This window comes from Virgibacillus sp. Bac332, from assembly GCF_003667785.1.
GTDB lineage: Bacteria > Bacillota > Bacilli > Bacillales > Amphibacillaceae > Virgibacillus > Virgibacillus salarius.
Window position 1 is genome coordinate 4,448,028 of record NZ_CP033046.1, and the last position, 22,362, is coordinate 4,470,389.

Genomic DNA, 22,362 nt, shown 5'->3' on the forward strand with positions numbered 1-22,362 from the left:
TCACATCCTAGCCTTTGGGATCACTCTTATTTGATCGGCGGGAAGCTTTACATTTACCTTTGATCCATTGGTTAGATATGTACTTGGACCTTCATTTAAATCCGTTGCCCGAATAATTGCATCGCTACTTAGCTTAATATAAGTGTGTACAGAGGCACCTGTAAATTGTACAAGTATTACTTCACCTTTAAATACGTTTTCCCCTGTTAGTGACGCTTTATCTATCTGTACGGATTCGGGACGAATCGACATTAAAAGCTGATCATTACGGTTGTATTCGGCTATGTTTACCTCTGTTGCCTGAACTTGAATGTCTGCATCCAATTGTTCACAGTGATAAATTTTCTCATTATTTTTTTCCTCTTTAAAAGCTATAGGTATTAAATTCGTTTCACCAATAAACTCCGCTACAAAATCATTAACTGGCTGATTATAAATCTCTGTAGGGGTTCCTACTTGTTGACATTTTCCCATGTTAAAAACTGCAATTCTATCACTCATCGTTAATGCTTCTGCCTGATCATGGGTAACATAGATTGTTGTTATGCCATAATCCCTTTGCAGACGTAGGATTTCATTTCTCATTTCATCTCGTAATCTAGCATCTAGATTACTTAATGGTTCATCCAGTAAAAGAATGTCAGGTTCGATGACTAAAGCTCGTGCCAATGCAACACGCTGCTGCTGTCCCCCACTCAGTTGACTTACTTGCCGATCCATATACTGATCAAGTCTAACTTTTTTGAGTATGTCCTCCACACGCTTTTTAGTCTGAGATTTAGTTATTTTTCTGACCTTTAATCCAAAGGCAACATTCTCAAAAACTGTCATATGGGGAAACAAGGCATAGTTTTGAAAAACCATGCCTGTATTTCTTTTTTCAGGGGGGACAGTAGTCATATCTTTATCATTAAATGTTACTTTTCCTTTCGTTGGATAATAGAACCCCGCTATCATTCGTAACGTTGTTGTCTTTCCACAGCCACTAGGACCAAGAAATGTAAAAAATTCCCCTTCCTTAATTAGGATGTCCAACTCTTCTACTGCTGTAACATCACCGAATTGCTTTGTAATTGCAGATAAATTCACTGTTGACATGCACAACAACCCCCTTTGACATTATTCCAATCATTCTTCGCTTAAATCTTTTTCTGCATTTTTGATATTGTTGTCCCAATACTCCATCCATTCACTTTGTTTTTCCTGAAACAGTGACCAGTCAATTTCCATCGGATTAATCTCCGTTTCAGTAATCCATTCCGGTAAATCTTCTACATCTTCTCTTGTCGGAATTCTGTAATATGTCTCAGCAAGCAGTTTAGCAGCTTCCTTTGTATTCACAAATTCGTAAAATGCTTCAGCCGCTTTAGGATGCGGTGCATCTTTTATGATTGCTATCCCCTCTGTCAGAACTGGTGTACCGCTTTCTGGAATAACATAGTCAAACGGGTAGCCTTTCTCTTCAGCAAGCATAACGGTATCGGGCATATTCCAGACCGACAAATTCCCAACGCCCTTAGCTACCTGATTGTACATAATCTCCGGATTTGCGGAGTATTCTTTTGTATTTTCATCTAACTTACGTAGCCATTCATAACCTTCATCAGGGCTTTCCGTATCTTTATACGTTCTGTATATCATCGATGAGTAAATTGTCCGCATCGTACCAGAAGCTAATGGATAACGAATAATGAGTTCATCCTCCCATTTAGGATCAAGTAAATCGTCCCAATCTTTAGGTGCTTCCTCTGCGGAGATTTCTTTCGAATTATATAAGATAACTTCTGGTGTAATGGAGGTTCCGGACCAAGTCCAGTCTTCATCATGATACATTTCATCCAAGGCATCTGCATAAGAAGGCTTATACTCAGCAAGTAATCCCTCATCCTTAGCCTGATCAAAATTCACCTGTGGTGCTCCCCACCAGACATCTACTTGGGTATTATTCTTTTCAGACCTTACTCGATCCAGAATTTCCTGTGATCCCATATCTAAGAATTCCATTTCAATTCCGTATTCCTCTTCAAACTGTGCTTCAAATTCACTTAATATATCTTTTCCATGAGGAGAATAAACAACTACCTTTTCTTCTAGGTCACTACCAGATTCGTTTTTGGACTTTCCTCCTGACTCTTCAGAGCCACCAGCAAGACATCCAGAAAGGATACCTATCACTATTACTACTAAAAAAAATAAATAACCTCGTTTTAATAGACGCACTAAAATTACCCCTCTCCCTTAATTGTTAACATGCTGTCATGCTCCTTTAAAAACAATGCAACTGCCCCAACAACCCCTGCTTCTTTTCCAAGAATTGATTTTACAACATCACATTTTTCAGGTGTGAACCGATCAATAATAGGCTGCATCTTATTAATTATTAATGAATACGATTCACTTACACCACCTCCTAAAACAATCATTTCTGGATCAAATAAAGAGATATAATTCGCTATACCAATCCCAAGATTTTCTATTGCAGTTTCAATTATTTCTACTGCTTGTTTATTATTTTTTTCATACAGTTTAAAAGCTTCTTTTGCTGTTAATGTCTTCTTTAATTTTTTCGATAATTGACTCCCTATAGAAGAACCACTGGAAACGCTTTCTAAATATCCATAACCTTCATAAACTGGATAATATTGCTGCGCATGTTCCTTATCAGTAACCATATAACCAATCTCTCCAGCACTATAATTACTACCTCGATATAATTGATTATTTATAATTAATCCACTACCGATCCCTGTACCGATTGCTATGTAGATCAGATTTGAACGAGTACTTCCAATACCCTTCCAATGTTCCCCTAACACACTAATATTAACGTCATTATCAATATAAATGGGGAAATTAAATTTGCTGTTTAACTCCTTTTTTATAGGGAAATTAATCCACCTTAAAGCAGGAGCTTCCTTTACTATTCCTTTTTCTACATGTACTACTCCTGGTATACCTACACCCATACCAAGTATCTTTGAGTTATCAATATTTAATTTCTCTTTTTGTTCCTCCACATGCTTTTTTATCTGCTCAAATAAATTTTTTTCTAAATAAACTTGGGTAGGAAACTCGCTAAAGGAAATCATAGATCCATTTAAATCTGTAATGCCTATCGCTACCTTTGTACCACCAATATCAACTCCGATAATATAAGCTTTATGAGGATTAAACTTTAAATTAACTGGTTTTCTTCCTCCACTCGAAGAAGCTTCTCCACTACCAGTTTCCAAAATCCAGCCCTCTTTTAAAAGCTGATCCACTACAGCAGAAACTGTCGGTTTACTTAACGAGAGTTGCTTTGAAATTGTTGCACGGCTTACCGTTTCATTTTCTTTAATGTAATTGATTATTAGCCTTCGATTCATCTGCTTCATATAGGATGGATTACCTTTGTGCATTATATAAGCTCCTTATACTGATATTCCTTGCATTTTAGTTAGTAAAGTTTACTTACTAATCTAACAACTTTAATTATTATAAATGAAAGCCTTATCATTGTAAAGATAAAATAATTAAAAAATTCATATAAAGTGAAACTTCAATCAGTTGGGGATATTAAACCTACACTGATTGTTAGTACCACAAGGGTATGACCTAAAGGCCTTTGAACCAATCGGACATTTACTGGCAGTTGATCCTACACTTTCCAACATTAGTTTTTACTTTATTGCTTGAGTTGAGGTCTTACTGCCAGTTATATGTGGGAAAAATAAAATTTTGCAACTATTTACCTACTAATTTTAAATAAATAGATATTTTGTAATATTTACATTAGTTCAAATTATGTTATCTTGTTGTTGTAGTTTACATCAGGTTAGTTAGTAAATTTTACTAACCTACATTATTTTAAAGGAGGGAAGTGTGTTTTAATCCATTTTTTGAAAGGGGTTTCATACATGAGAAGAATTATTGCTAATTTACTTGTTTTGCTATTAGTATTCAGCCTAACATCTATCAATGGGAGTGCAAAAGAAACCGACAAACAGCACGATAAAGAACTTTGGAATGTTGTTCATCCTTTGAGCACGACCGTTACTTTTTTAAATACAGGTGCTCACCCCGACGATGAACGAAGTGATTTTCTCGCCTATTTATCTAGGGGGTTAGGTGTTAAAACCACAAGTTTAATTGCTAACCGTGGAGAAGGCGGACAAAACGAAATAGGTGATGAACTTGGTAATGCGCTTGGAATCATTCGCTCTAATGAAATGATCGAAGCTGCAAAAATTACTGGTGTAAAAGCTTTTCATTTAAGCAGGACGACTTCTGACACTATTTATGATTTTGGATTTTCTAAATCACCAGAAGAAACGCTAGACAAATGGGGAGAGAATGTAACCTATGAAAGACTCATTCGATTTATTCGAACCCAACAGCCAGATATTGTTATGCCTTCTTTTCGAAATGTTGATAGTCAACATGGACACCATCGAGCAATAAGTCTTCTAACTGAAAGAGCATTTGAAGATGCAGCAAACCCTAATGTTTACCCAGAACAACTAGAAAATGGTTTATCTACTTGGCAGATTAAAAAAATGTATCTACCTGCTGCGTCAAAAGATACAGCATCTACTTCCATTGAAATTGGTGATTATGATCCTATATATGAAATGACGTATCCACAATTAGGAGAAGCGTCTCGATATATGCACAAGAGCCAAGGTATGGGAAACGATATTCCAGCGGAACCACGGCAAATACATTTAGAGTTAATCAAATCTGTAGAAGATAACAATACCGAACTATTTGATGGGATAGCATATGACTTTAATGATTGGGCAAAACGAATATCTAAAAAGAATATAAGCAATCATTTAAAAAAATTACAAAACGACTTAGATTCGATTATTCAAGAATATCCAAACAGAGAATCCATTTTCGTAAAGTCACAGCAATTACTGAAAACTGTTGAACGAATCATAAATAAAACAAAACGTACAGAATTTGATACATCAATGAAGCGTGATCTGCTTCATAAACTCGAACTTAAAAAGGAACAGTTACAAAAAGTTATTTTTACAGCTTCAAACTTACAAATTAAAACCCGTGCAGCATCATCTATCGTTACACAGGGTGAGCAATCATCTATTACAATGGAACTTACAAACAAAGGAAAGAAAACACTCAAAAAAATAAATGCTGATCTACTTCTACCTAAAGATTGGGTAAACGTAAATTCAAAGCAGATAAAGTCATTAAAACCAAATGAATCAAAAACTATTATTTTTGACTATGAAGTACCAAAAAACGCAGGGTATTTTCAACCTTATGAGGAACCTATTATCAAAACAAAGGTTTCAATGAATGGAAAAGGTACGAAAGCTACAGCTATCGAAGAGCTTCCAGAAACGTTGGCCATTTTACCAGAACTTAGTGTCACTACGAATCCAACAAATATAGTGGTAAATACAGCTGACGTTCAAGACAAAATACCTGTTACGATCACTGTTAAAAATTATAGCTCTGGAAAAAGAAAAGGTAGCGTCTCATTAAATCTTCCTAAGGGATGGAATAGTGAACCAAAGCAGAGCAACATTTCATTCGAAGAACGATATGATGAAAAAGAGGTGACATTCAATCTAATTCCCCCTTCTAAAATAGAAGAAGGCAGTCTATCTATTGAGGCAAAAGTTAATTCAAGTGGAAAAACCTATCAAACAGCGGTACAAGAAATTCAATATGATCATATAAAAGATTCCTATTACCAATATCCTTCAATGATTAACGCGGAAGCTTTTAAATTATTAAAACCAGACAACTTAAAAATCGGCTATATTGAAAGTGGTTTTGATAAAGTAGCCGATTATTTAATAGAGACTGGATTTGATGTTACAACGTTAAAAGAAGAAGATCTATCATCCGGAGATCTTTCACAATTTGATACCATTATTACAGGTATAAGAGCGAATTTATCTCGAACAGACTTAGTGACCAATAATCAACGTTTGCTTCAATATGTTGAAGATGGCGGTCACCTCGTTGTCCAATATCACAAACCGGGCGATAACTGGGACACTCAAAATAGCGCACCTTACCAATTAAAAATCGGAAGTCCATCTATCGAATGGCGTGTAACGGATGAAAATGCTGTTGTGAACATATTGAAGCCTGAGCACAAGTTATTTAATTACCCTAATACAATTACAGAAAATGATTGGCAAAACTGGGTGCAGGAAAGAGGATTATACTTCCCGATGAGCTGGGACAGCAACTTTGAAACCTTTGTTAGCATGTCTGATCCAAATGAAGATCCATTTACGAGCGGCATTTTAATGGCGGAATATGGCAAAGGGACTTATTTGTATACAAATCTTGTATTTTATCGACAAATAGATAACCAAGTCCCAGGCGGTTATAGAATATTTACGAATTTAATTAGCTACGGTGTGAATGAATAATATTAGCTGTTATAAACATAAGAAGATTAGTTGGTAAAGTCTGAACTGCTCCCTGTCAAGTAGACAGTGGAAATAATAAAAATGGATTTTATTTTTTACCTGTCTACCTTAAGGGGAGCATATCAGTCATCGACAGATGATTTTGCTCACTATTTTCCATTTAGAGTTATAGTGAGAGGTAAAAGAAATCTTGAATAAAGCTACGTGTTTTTCTTTACTGGGCGATGATATTCCAATATTAATAAAAAGATTATTCTATTTTAAATATAGAAATGATAGACTCTGCTATTATCTTACTTAATCATTGTTCACTCATCAAAGTCTTTCGTGACATAATGAGACATGGCGCTGATCAGATTTGGCGATTAATTGGATACCGTAGCAATCTTTTTTTGTATCCTATTCCTACGTTAGCCTTATAAAGCGACTTCAATCAGTTGGGAATTTTGTTTATCCCACCACTTACCAATATTGATCTCACTTTATTACTTGAAGTGAGGGTCTTATTGTACTGCCAATTATATGTTGAATAGACCATATTGATCAAGAAAATACCCTGATAATGTCTTTAACTACTAAAAGGTTTGCTAGAAAAGAAAAACGGAGCGAAATTCGCTCAGTCCTTATCACTAAATGCTCAGATTTACGCTCCCTCTAGTAGCTATTATGGAATAATAGCTACTGCTTGACCACCACTCCGGCTGCCCACTTCCCTTTCCGTGGGGTTTGCCCTTCAGCTAACTTTTTTAGCAAAACCCGCTCAAAAAAGTGGATCTTCAGGTCAAACATTTCCCACAGGAGTTGAAGTGGCTGGCCTTCGTTATTATCAGGCTCTACAACGCTAGCATGAAGTAACACAGCTGCTTTTATAATCACGGATAACGATTTTCACTTTACCCATTGGAAAAAAAGTCAACCTATTACTTATGACAAGAATTGTTGCACCTTCTCATAGCGGAGACTAATTACGTAGACTCCTGCGGGATTAGCGCGAGCCGAAAATCCACTTTGCAACGTGTTCTTCTTTGCAAAGTTAGTTGAGGCCGCGCCCGCGGAAAGCGAAGTAATTCGTCGGAGCATTGCCAATATCCATCAAACATTTCAAAATAACTACTTGGCTTAACGCAGTCATTGCACTGATTTTATACTTTCTTAACTTAAAATAAAATATTAGCCTAGCTAATCCCTCATACGTTGCAAGGGATATAATTTATTTCAAATTTGGTTCTGGAGGATCATCTGAATGGCGAAGCGCCCAAAGTGGAGTGTCATATATATACGGTGGAGCAGGATCTAAATGTGGGACAGAACCAAAGGCAATTGGACGATCAACATAATTAAATGTGCCATAACCATCCATACTTGGACCAGATGCCCAACGCCCCTCCGCACTTGCATCACCTTGTGACAGATTGAACAACGTATAAGAGACCTGTTGCTTTTCTAATTCTCTTGGGAATGTACTCGGTACGACGATGTTTTCTTTTTCTTCTAATTCACATATGGCTGCATACCATTGATTCTGATGCATCGTATCACGAGCCAGTAGCCAAGAAAGCATGTCACGAACACCGGCATCATTCGTCATTTCATAGAGACGTGCTACTTGAAGACGACCTTGTGATTCTGCATTTAAATTTGCTCTAAAATCTGCGAGCAAATTCCCACTTGCAGCAATGTAGCTAGCCGTCCAACGATTTCCAACACTATCCACTGGCATAGCGCCTAATCCCGAAACTATTGCTTGCTGAGGGTTGGACCCCCCAATGATCGCTGCGATGACTGGGTCCTTTATAGCATCTTCCACCTCTACATCAGGTGCACCATCTAACAACCTTGCAATCATCGTTGCAATCATTTCAACATGGGCAATTTCTTCAGTCCCTGTATCCATCAATAAATCTTTATACTTTCCATTACCTCTTGTATTCCATCCTTGAAAAAGATATTGCATCATGACAGAAATCTCGCCAAATTGTCCTCCTAATATTTCTTGTAATTTTTTCGCAAAAACAGGATCTGGACGATCAGGTTTAGCATGATATTGTAATTCTTTCACATGATAAAACAAGAAAAACACCTCTTTTCTTTTTATAACTATTTAAGCCTCTGTTAACAAGCATATGTATACATCATGTTGTCCCATGTCATAAATAAAGTGAAACTTCAATCCAATCCGTGGGGGTTCTGTTTATTCCTCACTGATGGTTAGTACCACAAGGGTATGACTTAAAGACCTTTGAACCAATCGGACATTTACTGGCAGTTGATCCCCACTTATCCATATTAATTTCACTTTTGCTTGAAGTGCCCAGTTATATGCAGGAAAAAAATTTCCTTTCACCATGCTATTCTTGTTTGGAAAAATGATTTTTCGTGTATAGTGTGAATAGGAAGGATGTGTTTTAATGCCCAATCGATTAATTGATGAAAAATCTCCATATTTATTACAGCATGCTGACAACCCAGTTCATTGGTATGCATGGACTGAAGAAGCCTTTACAGCAGCCAAAGAGCAAAATAAACCAATATTTCTTTCCATTGGTTATAGTACTTGTCACTGGTGTCATGTTATGGCACACGAATCCTTTGAGGATGCGGAAGTGGCATCAATACTTAATGATCGTTATATCGCTATAAAGGTAGACAGAGAGGAACGACCAGATATTGATTCCATTTATATGAAGGTTTGCCAAATGATGACTGGACATGGGGGATGGCCATTATCCATTTTTATGACTCCTGACAAAATTCCTTTTTATGCTGGTACGTATTTTCCAAAGCACAAGAAATATGAAGTTCCAGGATTTGTCAATGTCTTACAACAGCTTTCTCGAAAGTTCACAGAAGATCCAAAGCATATAATCGAAGTTACCAAAAGTGTACAACAAGCCCTCCAAAAGAGTCATCCTTCTAAAGGAAATAATCGAATTTCTAAGGAGCAGCTTAATCAGGCTTACCATCAATTAGGTAAGAGCTTTGACTTCGAGTATGGTGGATTTGGTAAAGCACCTAAATTTCCTATGCCACACAACCTAATATTCTTAATGAGACATGCTTACTTAACGAAAAACACGGCAGCTTTAAAGATTGCTGAAAGCTCCTTACAAAGCATGGCTGCTGGTGGAATTTATGACCACATTGGCTTTGGATTTTCGAGATATGCAACAGATAAGGCATGGCTTGTACCTCATTTTGAAAAAATGCTCTATGATAATGCACTTTTGTTAATTGCATATGCGGAATGCTATCAAATTACACAACGTCCCTTTTATAAAAAAATTGGTGAAGAAATCATTACCTTTATTCTCAGAGAAATGACGGATGAGAAAGGCGCATTTTATTCTGCTATTGATGCAGATTCAGAAGGGATTGAAGGGAAATATTATGTATGGAGCTATCAAGAAGTGATGAATATTTTAGATGAAGACCTTGGGGAGATTTATACAAGAATCTATGACATTTCGCCAAATGGTAATTTTGCAGGAAAAAATATTCCCAATCTTATTCAAGGTCATTTTGACCAAGTAGCCAACGAACTGGATCTCCCTAAAAAAGTGCTAGAGGAAAAATTAGAAGAAGCAAGACAAAAGCTTTTTGCAGAAAGACAAAAGCGAACCTATCCTCACGTCGATGATAAAGTTTTGACTAGCTGGAATGGATTAATGATTGCCGGTCTTGCCAAAGCTGGTAAAATTTTTCAAAATCAAAAATACATTAACGCTGCAATAAGAGCAGTACGTTTTATTGAGAATCATCTATTTCACAATGAACGGCTCATGGCACGTTATCGAGCTGGGGAAACAAAGTATCCAGGTTATATTGATGACTATGCCTTTTTACTATGGGGCTATGTAGAGTTATATGAAGCCACGTTCGATCTTACATTTTTGCATAAAAGCAAACAACTGGCAGAACAAATGCTGGAACTGTTTTGGGATAATGACAACGGCGGTTTGTACTTTACTGGTAAAGATAGCGAAAAATTAATCACTAAAGATAAAGAAGTATATGATGGTGCGATACCTTCTGGTAATAGTGTTGCAGCTGTTATGCTTATTCGTATTGGATATTTAACGGGGGAAACAAATTTCCTTGATCATGCTGAAGAAATGCACTATACATTTTATAAGGATATCGATGCACAACCTTCTGCTAGTCCATTCTTTCTACAGTCCGTTCAGCTATTTGATCATCCAACAAAAGAAGTCGTCATTATTGGGTTAGCTGACGATCCAAAAAAACAAGCTTTCATCGAACAGCTTCAGCAAATGTTCTTACCTGATGTATCGGTTCTCTCTCTGGAAACGAGTGAACAGGCAAATAATATTGCCGACTTTGCGAGCGTCTACAACCAGATCAACCAAGAAACTACGATTTATATTTGTGAAAACTTTTCCTGCCAACGTCCAACAACAAATATTGCCGAGGCAATAAAGAAAATTAGGAATAGGTAAATGTGTATCTCTAGCAAAGTCTATCGACATATATGAGGATAGGCTTCGTGATGAAACATTTCATAAGTCAATTGCGTTAATTTAAATGATTTGTTCATGGTATACTGAGTATAGGATGTGAAAAAGGAGTAATTTAAACATGAAAGTAAAAATGAATGTACAAACAGCATACCATGGTGACTTATTACGTGCAGGAAAAATATATGAAGTTGATGATGAGACAGCAAAACGCTGGATCGCAAGTAAATTAGCGGTGAAAATCGAAGATTAGTCCAGCTTTTATCCCGCATATAACTGGCAATAGGATATTTTAATTAAAGCCGAACGGATTCAAATGGTACTCCCTCGGAAGTTAGAGTGAAAAAAATCTAACTTCTGAGAGCAATTCCATTCCGTTCGGCTTTTGCCGTTTTAACCACAGCGCTTTACACTTGTATCTAAATACCCTTGAGAGACAGCAACCACGTTCTTAAGTACGAATCTATCTATTAGCAAAAAATTCTTCTGCTTTTTCCAGAAAGACTTCTTGTTCTGGCGATATGTCATATTCCTCTTCTATTGCATCAACTGGACATACAGCTTTACATGCACCACAATCGATACATATATCTGGATCAATATAAAATTGATCTGGACCTTCTTCGATGCAATCAACTGGGCAAACGCTAACACATTCACCTGACTTTTCGCCTCGGCATGGATCTAGAATTACAAATGCCATCTATTATAACCTCCCTTATATCCTTAAACAAGCTTCCACTTCTTATTTAATGATACAGGTGATACGCATTGCAAGTAAACAGCTTGGAAAATTTTTTATCAGCAACTATATTTACAAGTAAACACCTATCCCTGGACCAAATGGGATGCCGAGGAATACAAAAAGTAATAATAAAATGATCCATGTAAGTAAGAAGCAGATACTGTATGGTAACATTAATGCAATTAGTGTACCAATTCCAGCCTTTTTATCATAATCCCGCATGAATGATAAAACAATAATTATATAGGGATTCATTGGCGTAATGACATTTGTAGAGGAATCAGCAATACGATATGCAACTTGGATAAAGGCGGGATGATAATCTAAATAATAAAACATTTTTAAAAAGATTGGTGCTTCCAATGTCCATTGTGCTGATCCACTAAAAATGAATAGATTTAGCACAGCTGTTAATAGCACAAATCCAATTACAACTGCTATACCTGTAAATCCAATAGATTCCAGGAAATTTGCTCCGCTTACTGCGATCCATGAACCGATATTGGACCAATCAAAATATGCAATAAATTGAGAAGCAGCAAAAATAAGGACAATGAAGCCAGACATATCTTTCATAGCTTCTCCCATATATTTACCTACATCACGAGAACTAGTAATCTTTTTAATAGTAACCCCGTATGTAATACCAGCAATAATAAATAATATTAAAATTAGTGGAACAATTCCATCTAGAAATGGCGAAGGTACAATTTTCCCCTCCGCACTACGTAGAGGAGAATTTGGTATAAATAATACAATTAATATTAGAGCAATATATACACTACTTGCGATTACCGCATTTTTTAGTGCTTTTATCTCAATCGGTTTCACCGCTTCAAATTCTTTCTTTACATTTCCCTCATACTTACCTAGACGTGGCTCTACAATTTTCTCTGTAACGAGAGCACCTACTATAGAAAGAACCACTACGGATACAATCATAAAATACCAATTATCTACTGGCGTTACAATCACATTTTCATCGAGTGTCTTCATTACTTCTGTTGAAATACCAGAGAGCAATACATCTGTACCATTAATCATAAAATTTGCTGTAAAACCAGAACCAACACCTGCAAAACCTGCCGCTAATCCAGCTAAAGGATGGCGACCAATATTATAAAACACCATCGCAGCTAATGGCGGTACAATAACAAAAGCTGCATCTGAAGCAATATTCCCTAAAATCCCTGTAAAAATCACTGCATATGTTACTAATGAAGTTGGTGCCTTCAAAATAGTACTTTTTATGCCAATTTCCAATAGTCCAACTTTATCTGCTAAACCAATCCCTAGCATCATTGCTAACACGAGCCCTAAAGGAGCAAATCCCACAAAATTATCTAGCATAGAGGTTAGAATAAATTCAAGACCTTCTTTAGAAATTAAGCTTTTAATAGCAACCTCTTGTCCATCAACTGGCTGTGTATAGGTAATGTCAAATAATGAAATGATCCAGGATAATAAAATTATAATTCCAGCTAAACTAATAAAAAGCATAAAGGGATCAGGTAATTTATTGCCAACCCGTTCAATTCCATTTAATAATTGAGTAGCTATTGAATTTTTTTCCTTTACTGCCATACACTTCGTCCTTTCTCTTGTACGTTTACACGTATTTAGTCGTTGCCTTTTAAAACAATATTTGCCAAAGCTTCTACGGCAACTATTAACACTTCTTCTTGGAAATCAAAGGCTTGATGATGATGAGGATGGTCTAAAGCTGTTCCAAATAACATATATGTTGCTTTACCACCACTTGCCTGAACTCGATTAATCATAAAACTCGCATCTTCAGATCCAGCCACCTTCGCTACAGGAATTACTTTCTTTACGTAGCTACTATTGTTACAAGCATTAATAATGGCAGAAGCAAGTGACTTACTACAATTGATTTCTTCTGTTTGACCGACCGCTTCTATTTCATAAGTAACATTCTGCATTATTGCTGCTGCCTCAACGATTCGCATGGCCTCGGAGCGTACATATTGATTAATGTCCTCTGTCTCTCCCCGTGTCTCTACTTCTAAATAAGCACTGTCAGGAATAATATTCCTACCACTACCAGCAACCATCTTCCCTACATTAATTCTCGTAATTCCATTGCTATGCCGAGGAATAGCGTACAGGTTTGCTACAGCAGTTGTTGCCGCTAAAAGTGCGTTTTTGCCAAGCTCTGGCTTCATTCCTGCGTGAGAGGCTGTCCCTTTAAAGTTAATGTTCAATTTTGACGAAGCAAGAAAACCATCCACTGTAGCTGCGATGGTACCGATTGGCAAGGACTCTATTCCGATATGTCCCGAATAGAAATAATCTACATCGTCCAACCAACCATTTTCTGTAATTGCTTTCGCACCGCGGCCACCTTCCTCAGCAGGTTGAAAGATCAATGTGAATTTACCGCTAAGTTGTGCATGATAGCTAGAAATAAATGAGGCTAACCCAAGCCCGATTGTCATATGGCCATCATGACCACATGCATGCATCACTTGCTTATTTGCTGATGCGAAGTTATGTTGAGCCGGAAAATGCTTTTTTTCATTCGTTTCTTCAATTGGAAGAGCATCAATATCAAAGCGAAAAGCCATATGATCACCTGATTTACCCGTATCCCAAGTAGCAATGATCCCCGTCATCCCACCTTGCATAGTAGAAAGCCAGTATTCATCAACGCCATTGTCTGTTGCTCTTTCCTCATACATATCCATTTGCTCTTTAGGAGGTAGACCCAAACGCACTTCCTTTTTCATCACATCTTCACCTAAATGAACCATAAAGCCAAGCCTGTTTAGTTCCTTTCCTAATTTATAGGTTGTCACATATTCCATAAAACCCAATTCTGGGTAGTTGTGAAAATCACGGCGCCAAGCAATAAGTTGTGGGTTTAATTTATTTAAGAAATCAATCATTCATTCTCTTCCTTTGCTAATTTTTCTAATGTATCTATAGCAACTTGCACTAAAAGTGACGTACCGATTGGCAATGCTCGTTCATTTAACTTAAAATGCGCATCATGTAGTGGAGCCTGTTCCTCAGGAATATCAATCTGGGTACCAAGCCAAATAAATGCCCCCGGATAATTCTCTAAAAATCTACTGAAGTCTTCGCCTGCTAAGGAAGGGCTTACATTTGGTGTTTCTCCATTTATTTTCTGTGCAGCTAGCCTGGCAACATTAGCCCATTTTGGCGTATTAATGGTTGCCGGGTATCCATCTAAATAAGTGATAGCAGCTTTTGCCTCAAAAACTTGTGCTACTTGATTCGTAATGGTAAAAAAACGTTCCTTTAATCGTTTACGAATTATTGGTGAATAGGTGCGAATCGACCCTTCTAATGTCACTTGGTTTGGAATAATGTTTGCTGCTTCACCACCATGAATTGTTCCAATTGTCACGACAGATGCTTCTAATGGGTCTAAGCTTCTGCTTACAATTGTTTGCAAGCTAGTAATAAGATGTCCAGCCGCTACCATGACATCATTTGTTTGATGTGGCATACTCGCATGCCCACCTTTACCACTTAGTGTAATTTCAAATCGATCCGAGGCACCCATCATTTCTTTATCACGAATACCAAATTGTCCGACTGGTAAGTCTGGCCATACATGCTGTCCATAAATAACATCTGGAGTATACTCAGCAAATACTCCATCATCAAGCATTACTTTAGATCCTCCAATAGGTGAATCCTCTTCAGCAGGTTGAAAAACTAATAGAATTGTTCCTTTTAACTGTTCACGCATTTGTTGAAGAACATGACCTGCTCCCAACAGCATTGCCGTATGTGCGTCATGACCACACGCATGCATAACATTTGCATAATTGGATGTGAAAGGATGATCATTTAGCTCCTGTATTGGTAAAGCATCCATATCTGCACGTAGCGCTACTACTTTACCAGGTTGTGTTCCTTTAATAATTCCTAATACGCCATGTTTAGCATAACCCGTTTGAAAAGCTATGCCGTATTCAGTTAGTTTCTCTTGAATAAAACGGGAGGTTGCCGCTTCATGATTACTCAATTCAGGATTCTGGTGTAAATAACGTCGTATTCTAATAACATCATCTTGGATTTCTCTTATTTGTTCTTTTAGAACATTTGTCATTCCCATGCCCCCTCTGTTTCATTTTTCGATAAAATTCGGCATATCAGAAGTATACAAAAAAAATTCGACAATGTATATTATATTATGAAAATTTATAAATATGTATTCATTGCCAATTTCGTTTTAATTATAAAATAACTGGGAATTACATAATTATAAATAAAGTGAAACTTCGATCAGTTGGAGGTTTTATTTATCCCATAGTGATTGTTCGTACCACTAGGGTATGACCTAAAGGGCTTTGAACCCATAGACATTTACTGGTAGTCGATAGCCCACCTATTTTATTGCTTGAAATGGGGGTATTACTGCCTGTTATATGTGTAATAAAATTTTTTTAAGTAAAGGAAAGGAGTTTTTACAGATGAAATCATATACCGTAATACCAAATGTCGATGCAACAGGATGGTTTGTGAAGTTAGAAAATGTAGCACCTGAGGAGTTATATGATGCAAAAGATGAAGCAATTGCAGTGGCGGTAGAAATGGCACAGGAGAATAGTCCAAGTAAAGTAACGATCTTAGATAGATTCCATAACGTTGTTGAAGAAACAAGTTATTAAACCAAAAAACGTGTCAGATCTATTCTGGCACGCTTTTTGGTGATTATTTATTTTTTAACTTTGCAAGTTGTTCAGCAAGCGCATTATTACTAAAACCATCCTCTTGCTTTTTCAGATATTTATTAACTTCTTTACGGGAAACGTTATGTTTCTTCTCTTTTTGTTTTCGTGCATTAAATGTAGCCAGTTTTTCACGATGACCACACTTACAGATAAATATTTGTCCGTCACCTTCACCTCGTAATTCGAGACGCTTATGACAATTTGGACAACGTGCATTGGTTTGTTTTGCTATATTTTTTTTATGGCCACAGGAACGATCCTGGCAAACAAGCATTCTACCTTTTTTATTTGTTATTTCCAGCATTAATTTTCCACATTCTGGACATTTTGTTCCTGTCATATTATCATGCTTGAATGTTTCTTTACTTGTTTTAATTTCCTGAACTACCTGTTTCGTGTATCCTTTAATCTCAGATATGAATTGCTTTTTATTCAATTTACCCTCAGCAATTTGTGTTAGTTTATCTTCCCATTCAGCCGTTAATGCCGGTGAACGCAATTCCTCTGGTACTAAATCGAGTAATTGTTTACCAGTTGAAGTGATAAATATATATTTCCCTTTCATTTCCATATACATATTATTAAATAATTTTTCAATAATATCAGCTCTGGTAGCTACCGTGCCAATGCCACCTGTTTTATTTAAAGTGCTTGCATGTTTTTTATTCGTTGTACCTAAATAACGTACTGGGTTTTCCATTGCTTGTAGTAGGGACCCCTCTGTAAAACGCTCTGGTGGCTTCGTTTCCCCTGCCGTAATGGTATAGGTACTAACCGTAAGTGTCTGGCCATTTTCTAAAGCAGGTAACTGTTGATCATCCGCCGATTCTCCGTCATCATAACGGTTATGGTATACTTCTTTCCAGCCTTGTTTTTTGATAATTTTTCCGTTTGCTGTAAACTGTTCTCCTTCTGTTTCAGCAAGCACGGTTGTTTGTTCAAATTCGTACGGGTCAGACAAAACAGCTAAAAATCGTTTTACAACCAAATCATAAATCTTCCGTTCTTTATCATTTAAATCTTCAAGAACTACTGATTGTTCAGTTGGAATAATCGCATGGTGGTCGGATACCTTTGCATTATCTACGACAGACTTAGATAGCTTTAAATCTTTCCTAAGAATTTTATTCGCAGTACGAGCGTATTGATCGACACCACAAGCTTTAACACGGTCCTTTAAAGTCGAAATAATATCAGATGAAAGTACACGAGAATCCGTTCTTGGATACGTTAAGACTTTATGCTGCTCATATAATTTCTGCATAATTGATAAAGTCTGTTTTCCTGAGAAATTAAAGATACGATTTGCATCACGCTGTAGTTCCGTTAAATCATAAAGCTGTGGAGCTGATTTCTTTTTATATTGCTTATCAATATGTGTAATTGTTAACGGCTTGTTTTGCACCTTTTTTTGTAAAGCTTCAGCCGCTTCTTTTGAAAAGATACGCTTATTATTCTTTTTGTCTTGCCATGTTAACGAAAAGCCTCGTTTCGTTTTCGCAGCTAAGCCATAAAATTTCTTCGGTTTAAATGATTTAATTTCAGCTTCTCGTGCAGCAATCATTGCAAGTGTTGGGGTTTGCACTCTTCCCGTTGATAATTGCGCATTAAATCTAGTTGTTAATGCTCTTGTTGCATTTAATCCAACATACCAATCTGCTTCAGATCGTGCGACCGCTGAAGCATATAAATTCTCAAATTCTTTGCCTGATTTTAATCGATTGAATCCATCACGGATTGCTTTATCCGTTACAGAAGAAATCCATAAACGCTTTAGTGGTTTTTGAACACGTGCTTTCTCCAATATCCAGCGGGCAACAAGCTCTCCCTCTCTTCCAGCATCAGTAGCAATGACAATTCCCTTCACATCTTTACGCTGAAGCTGTGCCTTTACAGCTTGAAATTGTTTTCCTGTCTTCTTAATAACAGCTAGTTTTAGATGGACAGGTAACATGGGCAAATCTTCAAGCTTCCACGTTTTGTATTTATTATCATACACTTCTGGATCCGCTAATGTAACTAAGTGGCCGAGAGCCCACGTTACGATATATTTGGAACCTTCTATAAAACCATTGCCTTTTTTATGACAATGTAATACGCGGGCAATATCTCGCCCTACGGAAGGCTTTTCTGCTAATACAACTATTTTACTCATCTTTAAATTCCTTTCTAAAAAGACCTATCCATTATTTTATCATATTTCAACCTGCGTTTCAGATCGGAGTAGTTAATCAAAATTTTAGACTTCCCCATTTTTATCGTCACACTCTTGGGCCTCCTTTATTACATCACTTTAAAAAGTTGGATACGCACAACAATTATAAAATAACCATACAATACCTTAGAAATAGATAAAGGAATTGGTGCTATGCTTTTTTATACTGGTTTAATTTTTTTAGTTATTGCAGTTAGCTTAGATGGATTTGGTGTAGGGATAACTTATGGCATGCGAAATATTCGTGTACCACTAAATGCGTTAATTATTATCATGCTATGTTCAGGAATTATCGTTTTGCTATCCATGACGATTGGAAATATGTTGACCTCCATTCTTTCCCCGAATATTGCTAGTATGCTTGGTGGAAGCATACTAATTATACTAGGTAGCTTTGCATTATTTAATTGCATCGTTCCTAGAAAAGAGCTGGAAGAGACAGATACAAATCAAAATATCTTATCGACCGTTCTATCTACCCCTGGTAAGGCTGATTTGGATCATTCTGGCGTTATTTCTCCAATGGAGGCAATCCTGCTAGGTTCTGCATTAGCACTTGATGCATTTGGTGCTGGAATTGGTGCCTCTATGTTAGGTTATGGAGCATTTTTAACAGCCGGTTTAATTGCAATTATGAGTGGTACATTTTTATTCTGTGGATTAAAAGCAGGGATATGGTTAGCGAAGAGCAGACAATTACAGCGTATGACTTTTCTTCCACCACTTTTATTAATTGCCCTTGGAATAACTAGCTTAATACATTAGGTTACGGAAAACACAAGTTGAACTGTACCCTATCAAATAAAATGTGAATATACTAATATCTAGTAAACTGCTTAAGCTGAAAAGAATGGAGCTTAGCAGTTTACTTTTTTGCATGAGTTTACTGGGTACTCTCCTTATTCAAATTCTCAACAAATAGCTTAGAGCTATCACCCCTAAAACTTAGAGAACAATCTGTTCTTTATGATGTGAAGAGTGCTTCCAACGTATCAAGCCATATAAAGTGAAACTTCCATCCGTGGGGGGTGATTTTTTCCCCCACGGATTGTTAGTACCACAAGGGTATGACCTAAAGGCCCTTAAACCAATCGGACATTTACTGGCAGTATTGCATATCCATTTAGCCATCTCCTTTTCCATATAAAAACTCGAAATTACTCTCCTAATATATTTTAAAAGGAAGTATTTCGAGTTAACTTATTAACATATTTTATTTAGAATAATGAGATTATCCAACCAATAACAACAATCGCTCCAATAATCATTAAAAGCATACGTAGCATCTTCTCATCCTTTCGTTTTATACGTGTTAGCTAAATACCCTTCATACAACCTTTAGAAACATTCATTCCCTTATCAAACATTACAACTCCATCTTACTTGACAACCCAATAATTTTATGAGATTATGATAGAGTTAACAAAATGGAGTAACAGATAAGTGATCTGGCATTCTACAATGTTTTTGAAGATGCTTATTCACACTGGCGCGACTAAGGGGTCGCAAGGACGTAAGAGCAGGTAGGGCTTACGTTGCTTAAGTTAGAGAACATCCAGTGGAAGTTTTACCGCGGTTAACGTGAAATTCTACACGGAAATCTATTTAGACGATTTCCAAAGTGAATAACATTATTATGTTATGTTGCATATTTCTTAGAAATGCTTAAGTATAAGCTAAACAACATCTGATATCAAAGAATTTCCCACCCGAAGATTATTTTGGGATAAATAAAAATAAAACTTATGTGTTACTTTAGTATTAAAGGGGTACTCTTAAAAGTGAGTGCCCCTTTTCCAATATACATACAAATGAAAGTAGGTTACATAATGAATCAATTAGTTGGTACCATTCAAACGATGACAGTAGATCGGACCATTGAAACAGGATATGTATTAACCTTTGAAATGAATGAATTTCTATTACATCACAACGAAACCAATACCATATTAGAACCCAATCAAGAAGTGGACGTATTTATCTATATGGACAAGAAAGGAAAGGTTGTAGCTACAACAAAGCTTCCACATATAAAAATGGATATATACGATTGGGCAGAGGTCAAAAATGTTATTCCAAATCTTGGCGTATTTGTAGACATTGGTACAACAAAAGATATTCTTGTATCTAAAGATGACCTTCCCTTATTTGATCAGGTATGGCCACAAATTGGAGATAGGCTTTTTGTTACCTTAGGTAAGGATCAAAAAGGGAAATTGCTTGCTCTTCCTGCTAGCGAAGGGGTTATTGCTAGAGAATTGGAATTAGCGCCTGATTCCCTCTTAAATACAATGATTGAAGGAACAGTATATCGTACTAGTAGAGAAGGATCTGCTCTAATCACGGGTGATTTTTATCGTGGTTTTATTCATCACAGTGAAAGAAGGAAAGAACCTCGTCTTGGTCAGCAAGTAAATGGCCGAGTCATTGAAGTTAAACCAGATGGTACATTAAACATATCTCTACGCCCATTAAAGCAAGAAAGTATGCACGAAGATGCAGAAGCTATTTTACAGCATCTAGAAGCTAATGGAGGAGTTATACCTTTCAGTGATAAAAGTGATCCAGATGATATACGAGGAACTTTTCATATTAGTAAGGCTGCTTTCAAACGAGCTTTAGGAAAATTAATGAAAAATGGCAAGGTAGAGCAAAGAGAAGGAAAAACGTACTTAAAAAGCTAGTATTTTTGTAGTTCCATCTAAACGTATGCTCTTGACAGTGGTCCTAGTTTACATTTCCACTTGCTTATCAATGTAGATAGCATTTTCATTAGAAAACCTGAGCAAAATTCGCTCAGTCCTTATCACTAAATGCTCAGATTTACGCTTCCTCTAGTAGCTATTATGGAATAATAGCTACTGCTTGACCACCACTCCGGCTGCCCACTTCCCTTTCCGTGGGGTTTGTCCTTCAGCTAACTTTTTTAGCAAAACCCGCTCAAAAAAGTGGATCTTCAGGTCAAACATTTCCCACAGGAGTTGAAGTGGCAAGCCTTCGCTATTATCAGGCTCTACAACGCTAGCATGAAGTAACACAGCTGCTTTTATACGCACGGATAGCGATTTTCACTTTACCCATTGTAAAAAAAGTCAACCTATTACTTATGACAAGAATTGTTGCACCTTCTCATAGCGGAGACTAATTACGTAGACTCCTGCGGAAATTGCGCGAGCCGAAAATCCACTTTGCAACGTGTTCTTCTTTGCAAAGTTAGTTGAGGCCGTGCCCGCGGAAAGCGAAGTAATTAGTCGGAGCATTGCCAATATACATCAAACATTTCAAAATAACTACCTGGCTTAACGCAGTCATTGCACTGATTTTATACTTTCTTATCTTTGAACAAAAGCGCAAGTAGCCGATTAGAAACGTAGCGACTGGAGCGCGGAACGAGTCAACGAAGATAAAGGAATCACGGTGAGCTTGCGGCCAATGACTTATTATAAAAAAAGAGCGGTACCAACCCGCTCTTTTTTTGCTTCCATTATTTTCTTACGCTTTTGCATTTGCATAAGAGTCAGTTAAAGCTGTAATAATTAAGCCAATAGCTGACGCGAATAGAGCAGCAATGCCCCATCCTCCAAACCCAGCACCCATAATATCGACTTTTTCGACTAAAGTAGCTAATACAAGAAATACGATACCCACAATAACTAATAAAAATCCGGGAATATAACCTGTATAGCTTTTTTTCGATGTTGCTTTTAACAGGACTAAACTGATAGCAACAAGAATTACCGCTAGTATTGCACCAATTGTAAGCACTGACTGTACCATATTTTCACCTCATACAATA

19 protein-coding genes are annotated in these 22,362 nt (G+C 36.8%); 6 read left to right on the forward strand and 13 right to left on the reverse strand.

The genetic code is table 11. The features are described 5' to 3' along the window. The 3 genes from D9782_RS21770 to D9782_RS21780 are packed head-to-tail and all read right to left on the reverse strand — an operon-like array spanning position 1 to position 3,401. Positions 1 to 1,098: an ABC transporter ATP-binding protein gene (locus D9782_RS21770; RefSeq protein WP_026680405.1), complete on the reverse strand. Its 1,098-nt coding sequence runs from the start codon at positions 1,096 to 1,098 to the stop codon at positions 1 to 3. 30 nt (positions 1,099 to 1,128) lie between these two features. Further along, positions 1,129 to 2,220 (reverse strand): extracellular solute-binding protein, encoded by a 1,092-nt coding sequence (locus D9782_RS21775; RefSeq protein WP_240455772.1) that lies wholly within the window; start codon positions 2,218 to 2,220, stop codon positions 1,129 to 1,131. A gap of 5 nt (positions 2,221 to 2,225) precedes the next feature. Continuing rightward, a complete protein-coding gene (locus D9782_RS21780; protein WP_026680407.1) occupies positions 2,226 to 3,401 on the reverse strand; it encodes an ROK family transcriptional regulator in 1,176 nt (391 codons plus the stop codon). Between the two features lie 498 nt (positions 3,402 to 3,899). Between D9782_RS21780 and D9782_RS21785 the strand changes: the two genes are divergently transcribed. Next, complete coding sequence (locus D9782_RS21785; RefSeq protein WP_121605724.1) at positions 3,900 to 6,401, forward strand: PIG-L family deacetylase; 2,502 nt, start codon at positions 3,900 to 3,902, stop codon at positions 6,399 to 6,401. Positions 6,402 to 7,079: 678 nt separating this feature from the next. On the opposite strand, the gene D9782_RS21790 is transcribed toward D9782_RS21785, so the two are convergent. The 3 genes from D9782_RS21790 to D9782_RS23245 all read right to left on the reverse strand — a co-directional run bounded on the left by D9782_RS21790 (position 7,080) and on the right by D9782_RS23245 (position 8,748). Beyond that, positions 7,080 to 7,277 carry a hypothetical protein gene (locus D9782_RS21790; RefSeq protein WP_121605725.1) on the reverse strand — a complete coding sequence of 66 codons (198 nt, stop codon included), beginning with the start codon at positions 7,275 to 7,277 and terminating at the stop codon, positions 7,080 to 7,082. 334 nt (positions 7,278 to 7,611) lie between these two features. Continuing rightward, positions 7,612 to 8,472, reverse strand: coding sequence for a manganese catalase (locus D9782_RS21795; protein WP_121605726.1), 861 nt, complete (start codon positions 8,470 to 8,472; stop codon positions 7,612 to 7,614). A 120-nt stretch (positions 8,473 to 8,592) separates the two neighbouring features. Further along, a complete protein-coding gene (locus D9782_RS23245) occupies positions 8,593 to 8,748 on the reverse strand; it encodes a hypothetical protein (RefSeq protein ID WP_162986487.1) in 156 nt (51 codons plus the stop codon). Positions 8,749 to 8,809: 61 nt separating this feature from the next. Between D9782_RS23245 and D9782_RS21800 the strand changes: the two genes are divergently transcribed. Continuing rightward, complete coding sequence (locus D9782_RS21800) at positions 8,810 to 10,858, forward strand: thioredoxin domain-containing protein (protein WP_121605727.1); 2,049 nt, start codon at positions 8,810 to 8,812, stop codon at positions 10,856 to 10,858. A 139-nt stretch (positions 10,859 to 10,997) separates the two neighbouring features. Then, positions 10,998 to 11,129 (forward strand): hypothetical protein, encoded by a 132-nt coding sequence (locus tag D9782_RS23845; protein WP_255637716.1) that lies wholly within the window; start codon positions 10,998 to 11,000, stop codon positions 11,127 to 11,129. A 210-nt stretch (positions 11,130 to 11,339) separates the two neighbouring features. Here D9782_RS23845 and D9782_RS21805 read toward each other — a convergent pair whose 3' ends face one another. The 4 genes from D9782_RS21805 to D9782_RS21820 form a co-directional block, all read right to left on the reverse strand. Beyond that, positions 11,340 to 11,579 carry a ferredoxin family protein gene (locus D9782_RS21805; protein WP_026680412.1) on the reverse strand — a complete coding sequence of 80 codons (240 nt, stop codon included), beginning with the start codon at positions 11,577 to 11,579 and terminating at the stop codon, positions 11,340 to 11,342. Between the two features lie 111 nt (positions 11,580 to 11,690). Further along, entirely contained in the window at positions 11,691 to 13,205 is a 1,515-nt protein-coding gene (locus D9782_RS21810; protein ID WP_121605728.1) for an AbgT family transporter, read from the reverse strand. 35 nt (positions 13,206 to 13,240) lie between these two features. Beyond that, positions 13,241 to 14,530 carry an amidohydrolase gene (locus tag D9782_RS21815; RefSeq protein ID WP_205601743.1) on the reverse strand — a complete coding sequence of 430 codons (1,290 nt, stop codon included), beginning with the start codon at positions 14,528 to 14,530 and terminating at the stop codon, positions 13,241 to 13,243. Continuing rightward, entirely contained in the window at positions 14,527 to 15,726 is a 1,200-nt protein-coding gene (locus tag D9782_RS21820; RefSeq protein WP_026680415.1) for a M20 metallopeptidase family protein, read from the reverse strand. Before D9782_RS21820 ends, D9782_RS21815 begins: the two co-directional genes overlap by 4 nt. A gap of 364 nt (positions 15,727 to 16,090) precedes the next feature. Here D9782_RS21820 and D9782_RS21825 point away from each other — a divergent pair, with 364 nt between their 5' ends. Continuing rightward, a complete protein-coding gene (locus tag D9782_RS21825; protein ID WP_121605729.1) occupies positions 16,091 to 16,288 on the forward strand; it encodes a DUF2188 domain-containing protein in 198 nt (65 codons plus the stop codon). A gap of 43 nt (positions 16,289 to 16,331) precedes the next feature. Here D9782_RS21825 and D9782_RS21830 read toward each other — a convergent pair whose 3' ends face one another. Continuing rightward, on the reverse strand, positions 16,332 to 18,506 hold the full coding sequence (locus D9782_RS21830; RefSeq protein ID WP_121605730.1) for a DNA topoisomerase III: 2,175 nt from the start codon (positions 18,504 to 18,506) through the stop codon (positions 16,332 to 16,334). A gap of 213 nt (positions 18,507 to 18,719) precedes the next feature. On the opposite strand from D9782_RS21830, the gene ytaF reads away from it, so the two are divergent. Continuing rightward, on the forward strand, positions 18,720 to 19,331 hold the full coding sequence (gene ytaF, locus D9782_RS21835) for a sporulation membrane protein YtaF (protein ID WP_026680418.1): 612 nt from the start codon (positions 18,720 to 18,722) through the stop codon (positions 19,329 to 19,331). Positions 19,332 to 20,395: 1,064 nt separating this feature from the next. Next, complete coding sequence (locus D9782_RS21840; protein WP_026679594.1) at positions 20,396 to 21,250, forward strand: CvfB family protein; 855 nt, start codon at positions 20,396 to 20,398, stop codon at positions 21,248 to 21,250. 174 nt (positions 21,251 to 21,424) lie between these two features. Here the strand turns inward: D9782_RS21840 and D9782_RS21845 are convergent, their stop codons facing one another. Both D9782_RS21845 and D9782_RS21850 read right to left on the reverse strand, forming a co-directional pair. Next, entirely contained in the window at positions 21,425 to 21,622 is a 198-nt protein-coding gene (locus D9782_RS21845; RefSeq protein WP_121605731.1) for a hypothetical protein, read from the reverse strand. A gap of 436 nt (positions 21,623 to 22,058) precedes the next feature. Further along, positions 22,059 to 22,343 carry a hypothetical protein gene (locus D9782_RS21850; RefSeq protein ID WP_026682990.1) on the reverse strand — a complete coding sequence of 95 codons (285 nt, stop codon included), beginning with the start codon at positions 22,341 to 22,343 and terminating at the stop codon, positions 22,059 to 22,061. Between the last annotated feature and the right edge of the window lie 19 nt (positions 22,344 to 22,362).

Coding starts and splice junctions, on each gene's coding strand:
- D9782_RS21770 (WP_026680405.1), bottom strand. CDS start 1,098: ATGTCAACAGTGAATTTATCTGCAATTACAAAGCAATTCGGTGATGTT.
- D9782_RS21780 (WP_026680407.1), bottom strand. CDS start 3,401: ATGCACAAAGGTAATCCATCCTATATGAAGCAGATGAATCGAAGGCTA.
- D9782_RS21785 (WP_121605724.1), top strand. CDS start 3,900: ATGAGAAGAATTATTGCTAATTTACTTGTTTTGCTATTAGTATTCAGC.
- D9782_RS23245 (WP_162986487.1), bottom strand. CDS start 8,748: ATGGTGAAAGGAAATTTTTTTCCTGCATATAACTGGGCACTTCAAGCA.
- D9782_RS21800 (WP_121605727.1), top strand. CDS start 8,810: ATGCCCAATCGATTAATTGATGAAAAATCTCCATATTTATTACAGCAT.
- D9782_RS23845 (WP_255637716.1), top strand. CDS start 10,998: ATGAAAGTAAAAATGAATGTACAAACAGCATACCATGGTGACTTATTA.
- D9782_RS21805 (WP_026680412.1), bottom strand. CDS start 11,579: ATGGCATTTGTAATTCTAGATCCATGCCGAGGCGAAAAGTCAGGTGAA.
- D9782_RS21810 (WP_121605728.1), bottom strand. CDS start 13,205: ATGGCAGTAAAGGAAAAAAATTCAATAGCTACTCAATTATTAAATGGA.
- D9782_RS21815 (WP_205601743.1), bottom strand. CDS start 14,530: ATGATTGATTTCTTAAATAAATTAAACCCACAACTTATTGCTTGGCGC.
- D9782_RS21820 (WP_026680415.1), bottom strand. CDS start 15,726: ATGACAAATGTTCTAAAAGAACAAATAAGAGAAATCCAAGATGATGTT.
- D9782_RS21825 (WP_121605729.1), top strand. CDS start 16,091: ATGAAATCATATACCGTAATACCAAATGTCGATGCAACAGGATGGTTT.
- D9782_RS21830 (WP_121605730.1), bottom strand. CDS start 18,506: ATGAGTAAAATAGTTGTATTAGCAGAAAAGCCTTCCGTAGGGCGAGAT.
- ytaF (WP_026680418.1), top strand. CDS start 18,720: ATGCTTTTTTATACTGGTTTAATTTTTTTAGTTATTGCAGTTAGCTTA.
- D9782_RS21840 (WP_026679594.1), top strand. CDS start 20,396: ATGAATCAATTAGTTGGTACCATTCAAACGATGACAGTAGATCGGACC.
- D9782_RS21850 (WP_026682990.1), bottom strand. CDS start 22,343: ATGGTACAGTCAGTGCTTACAATTGGTGCAATACTAGCGGTAATTCTT.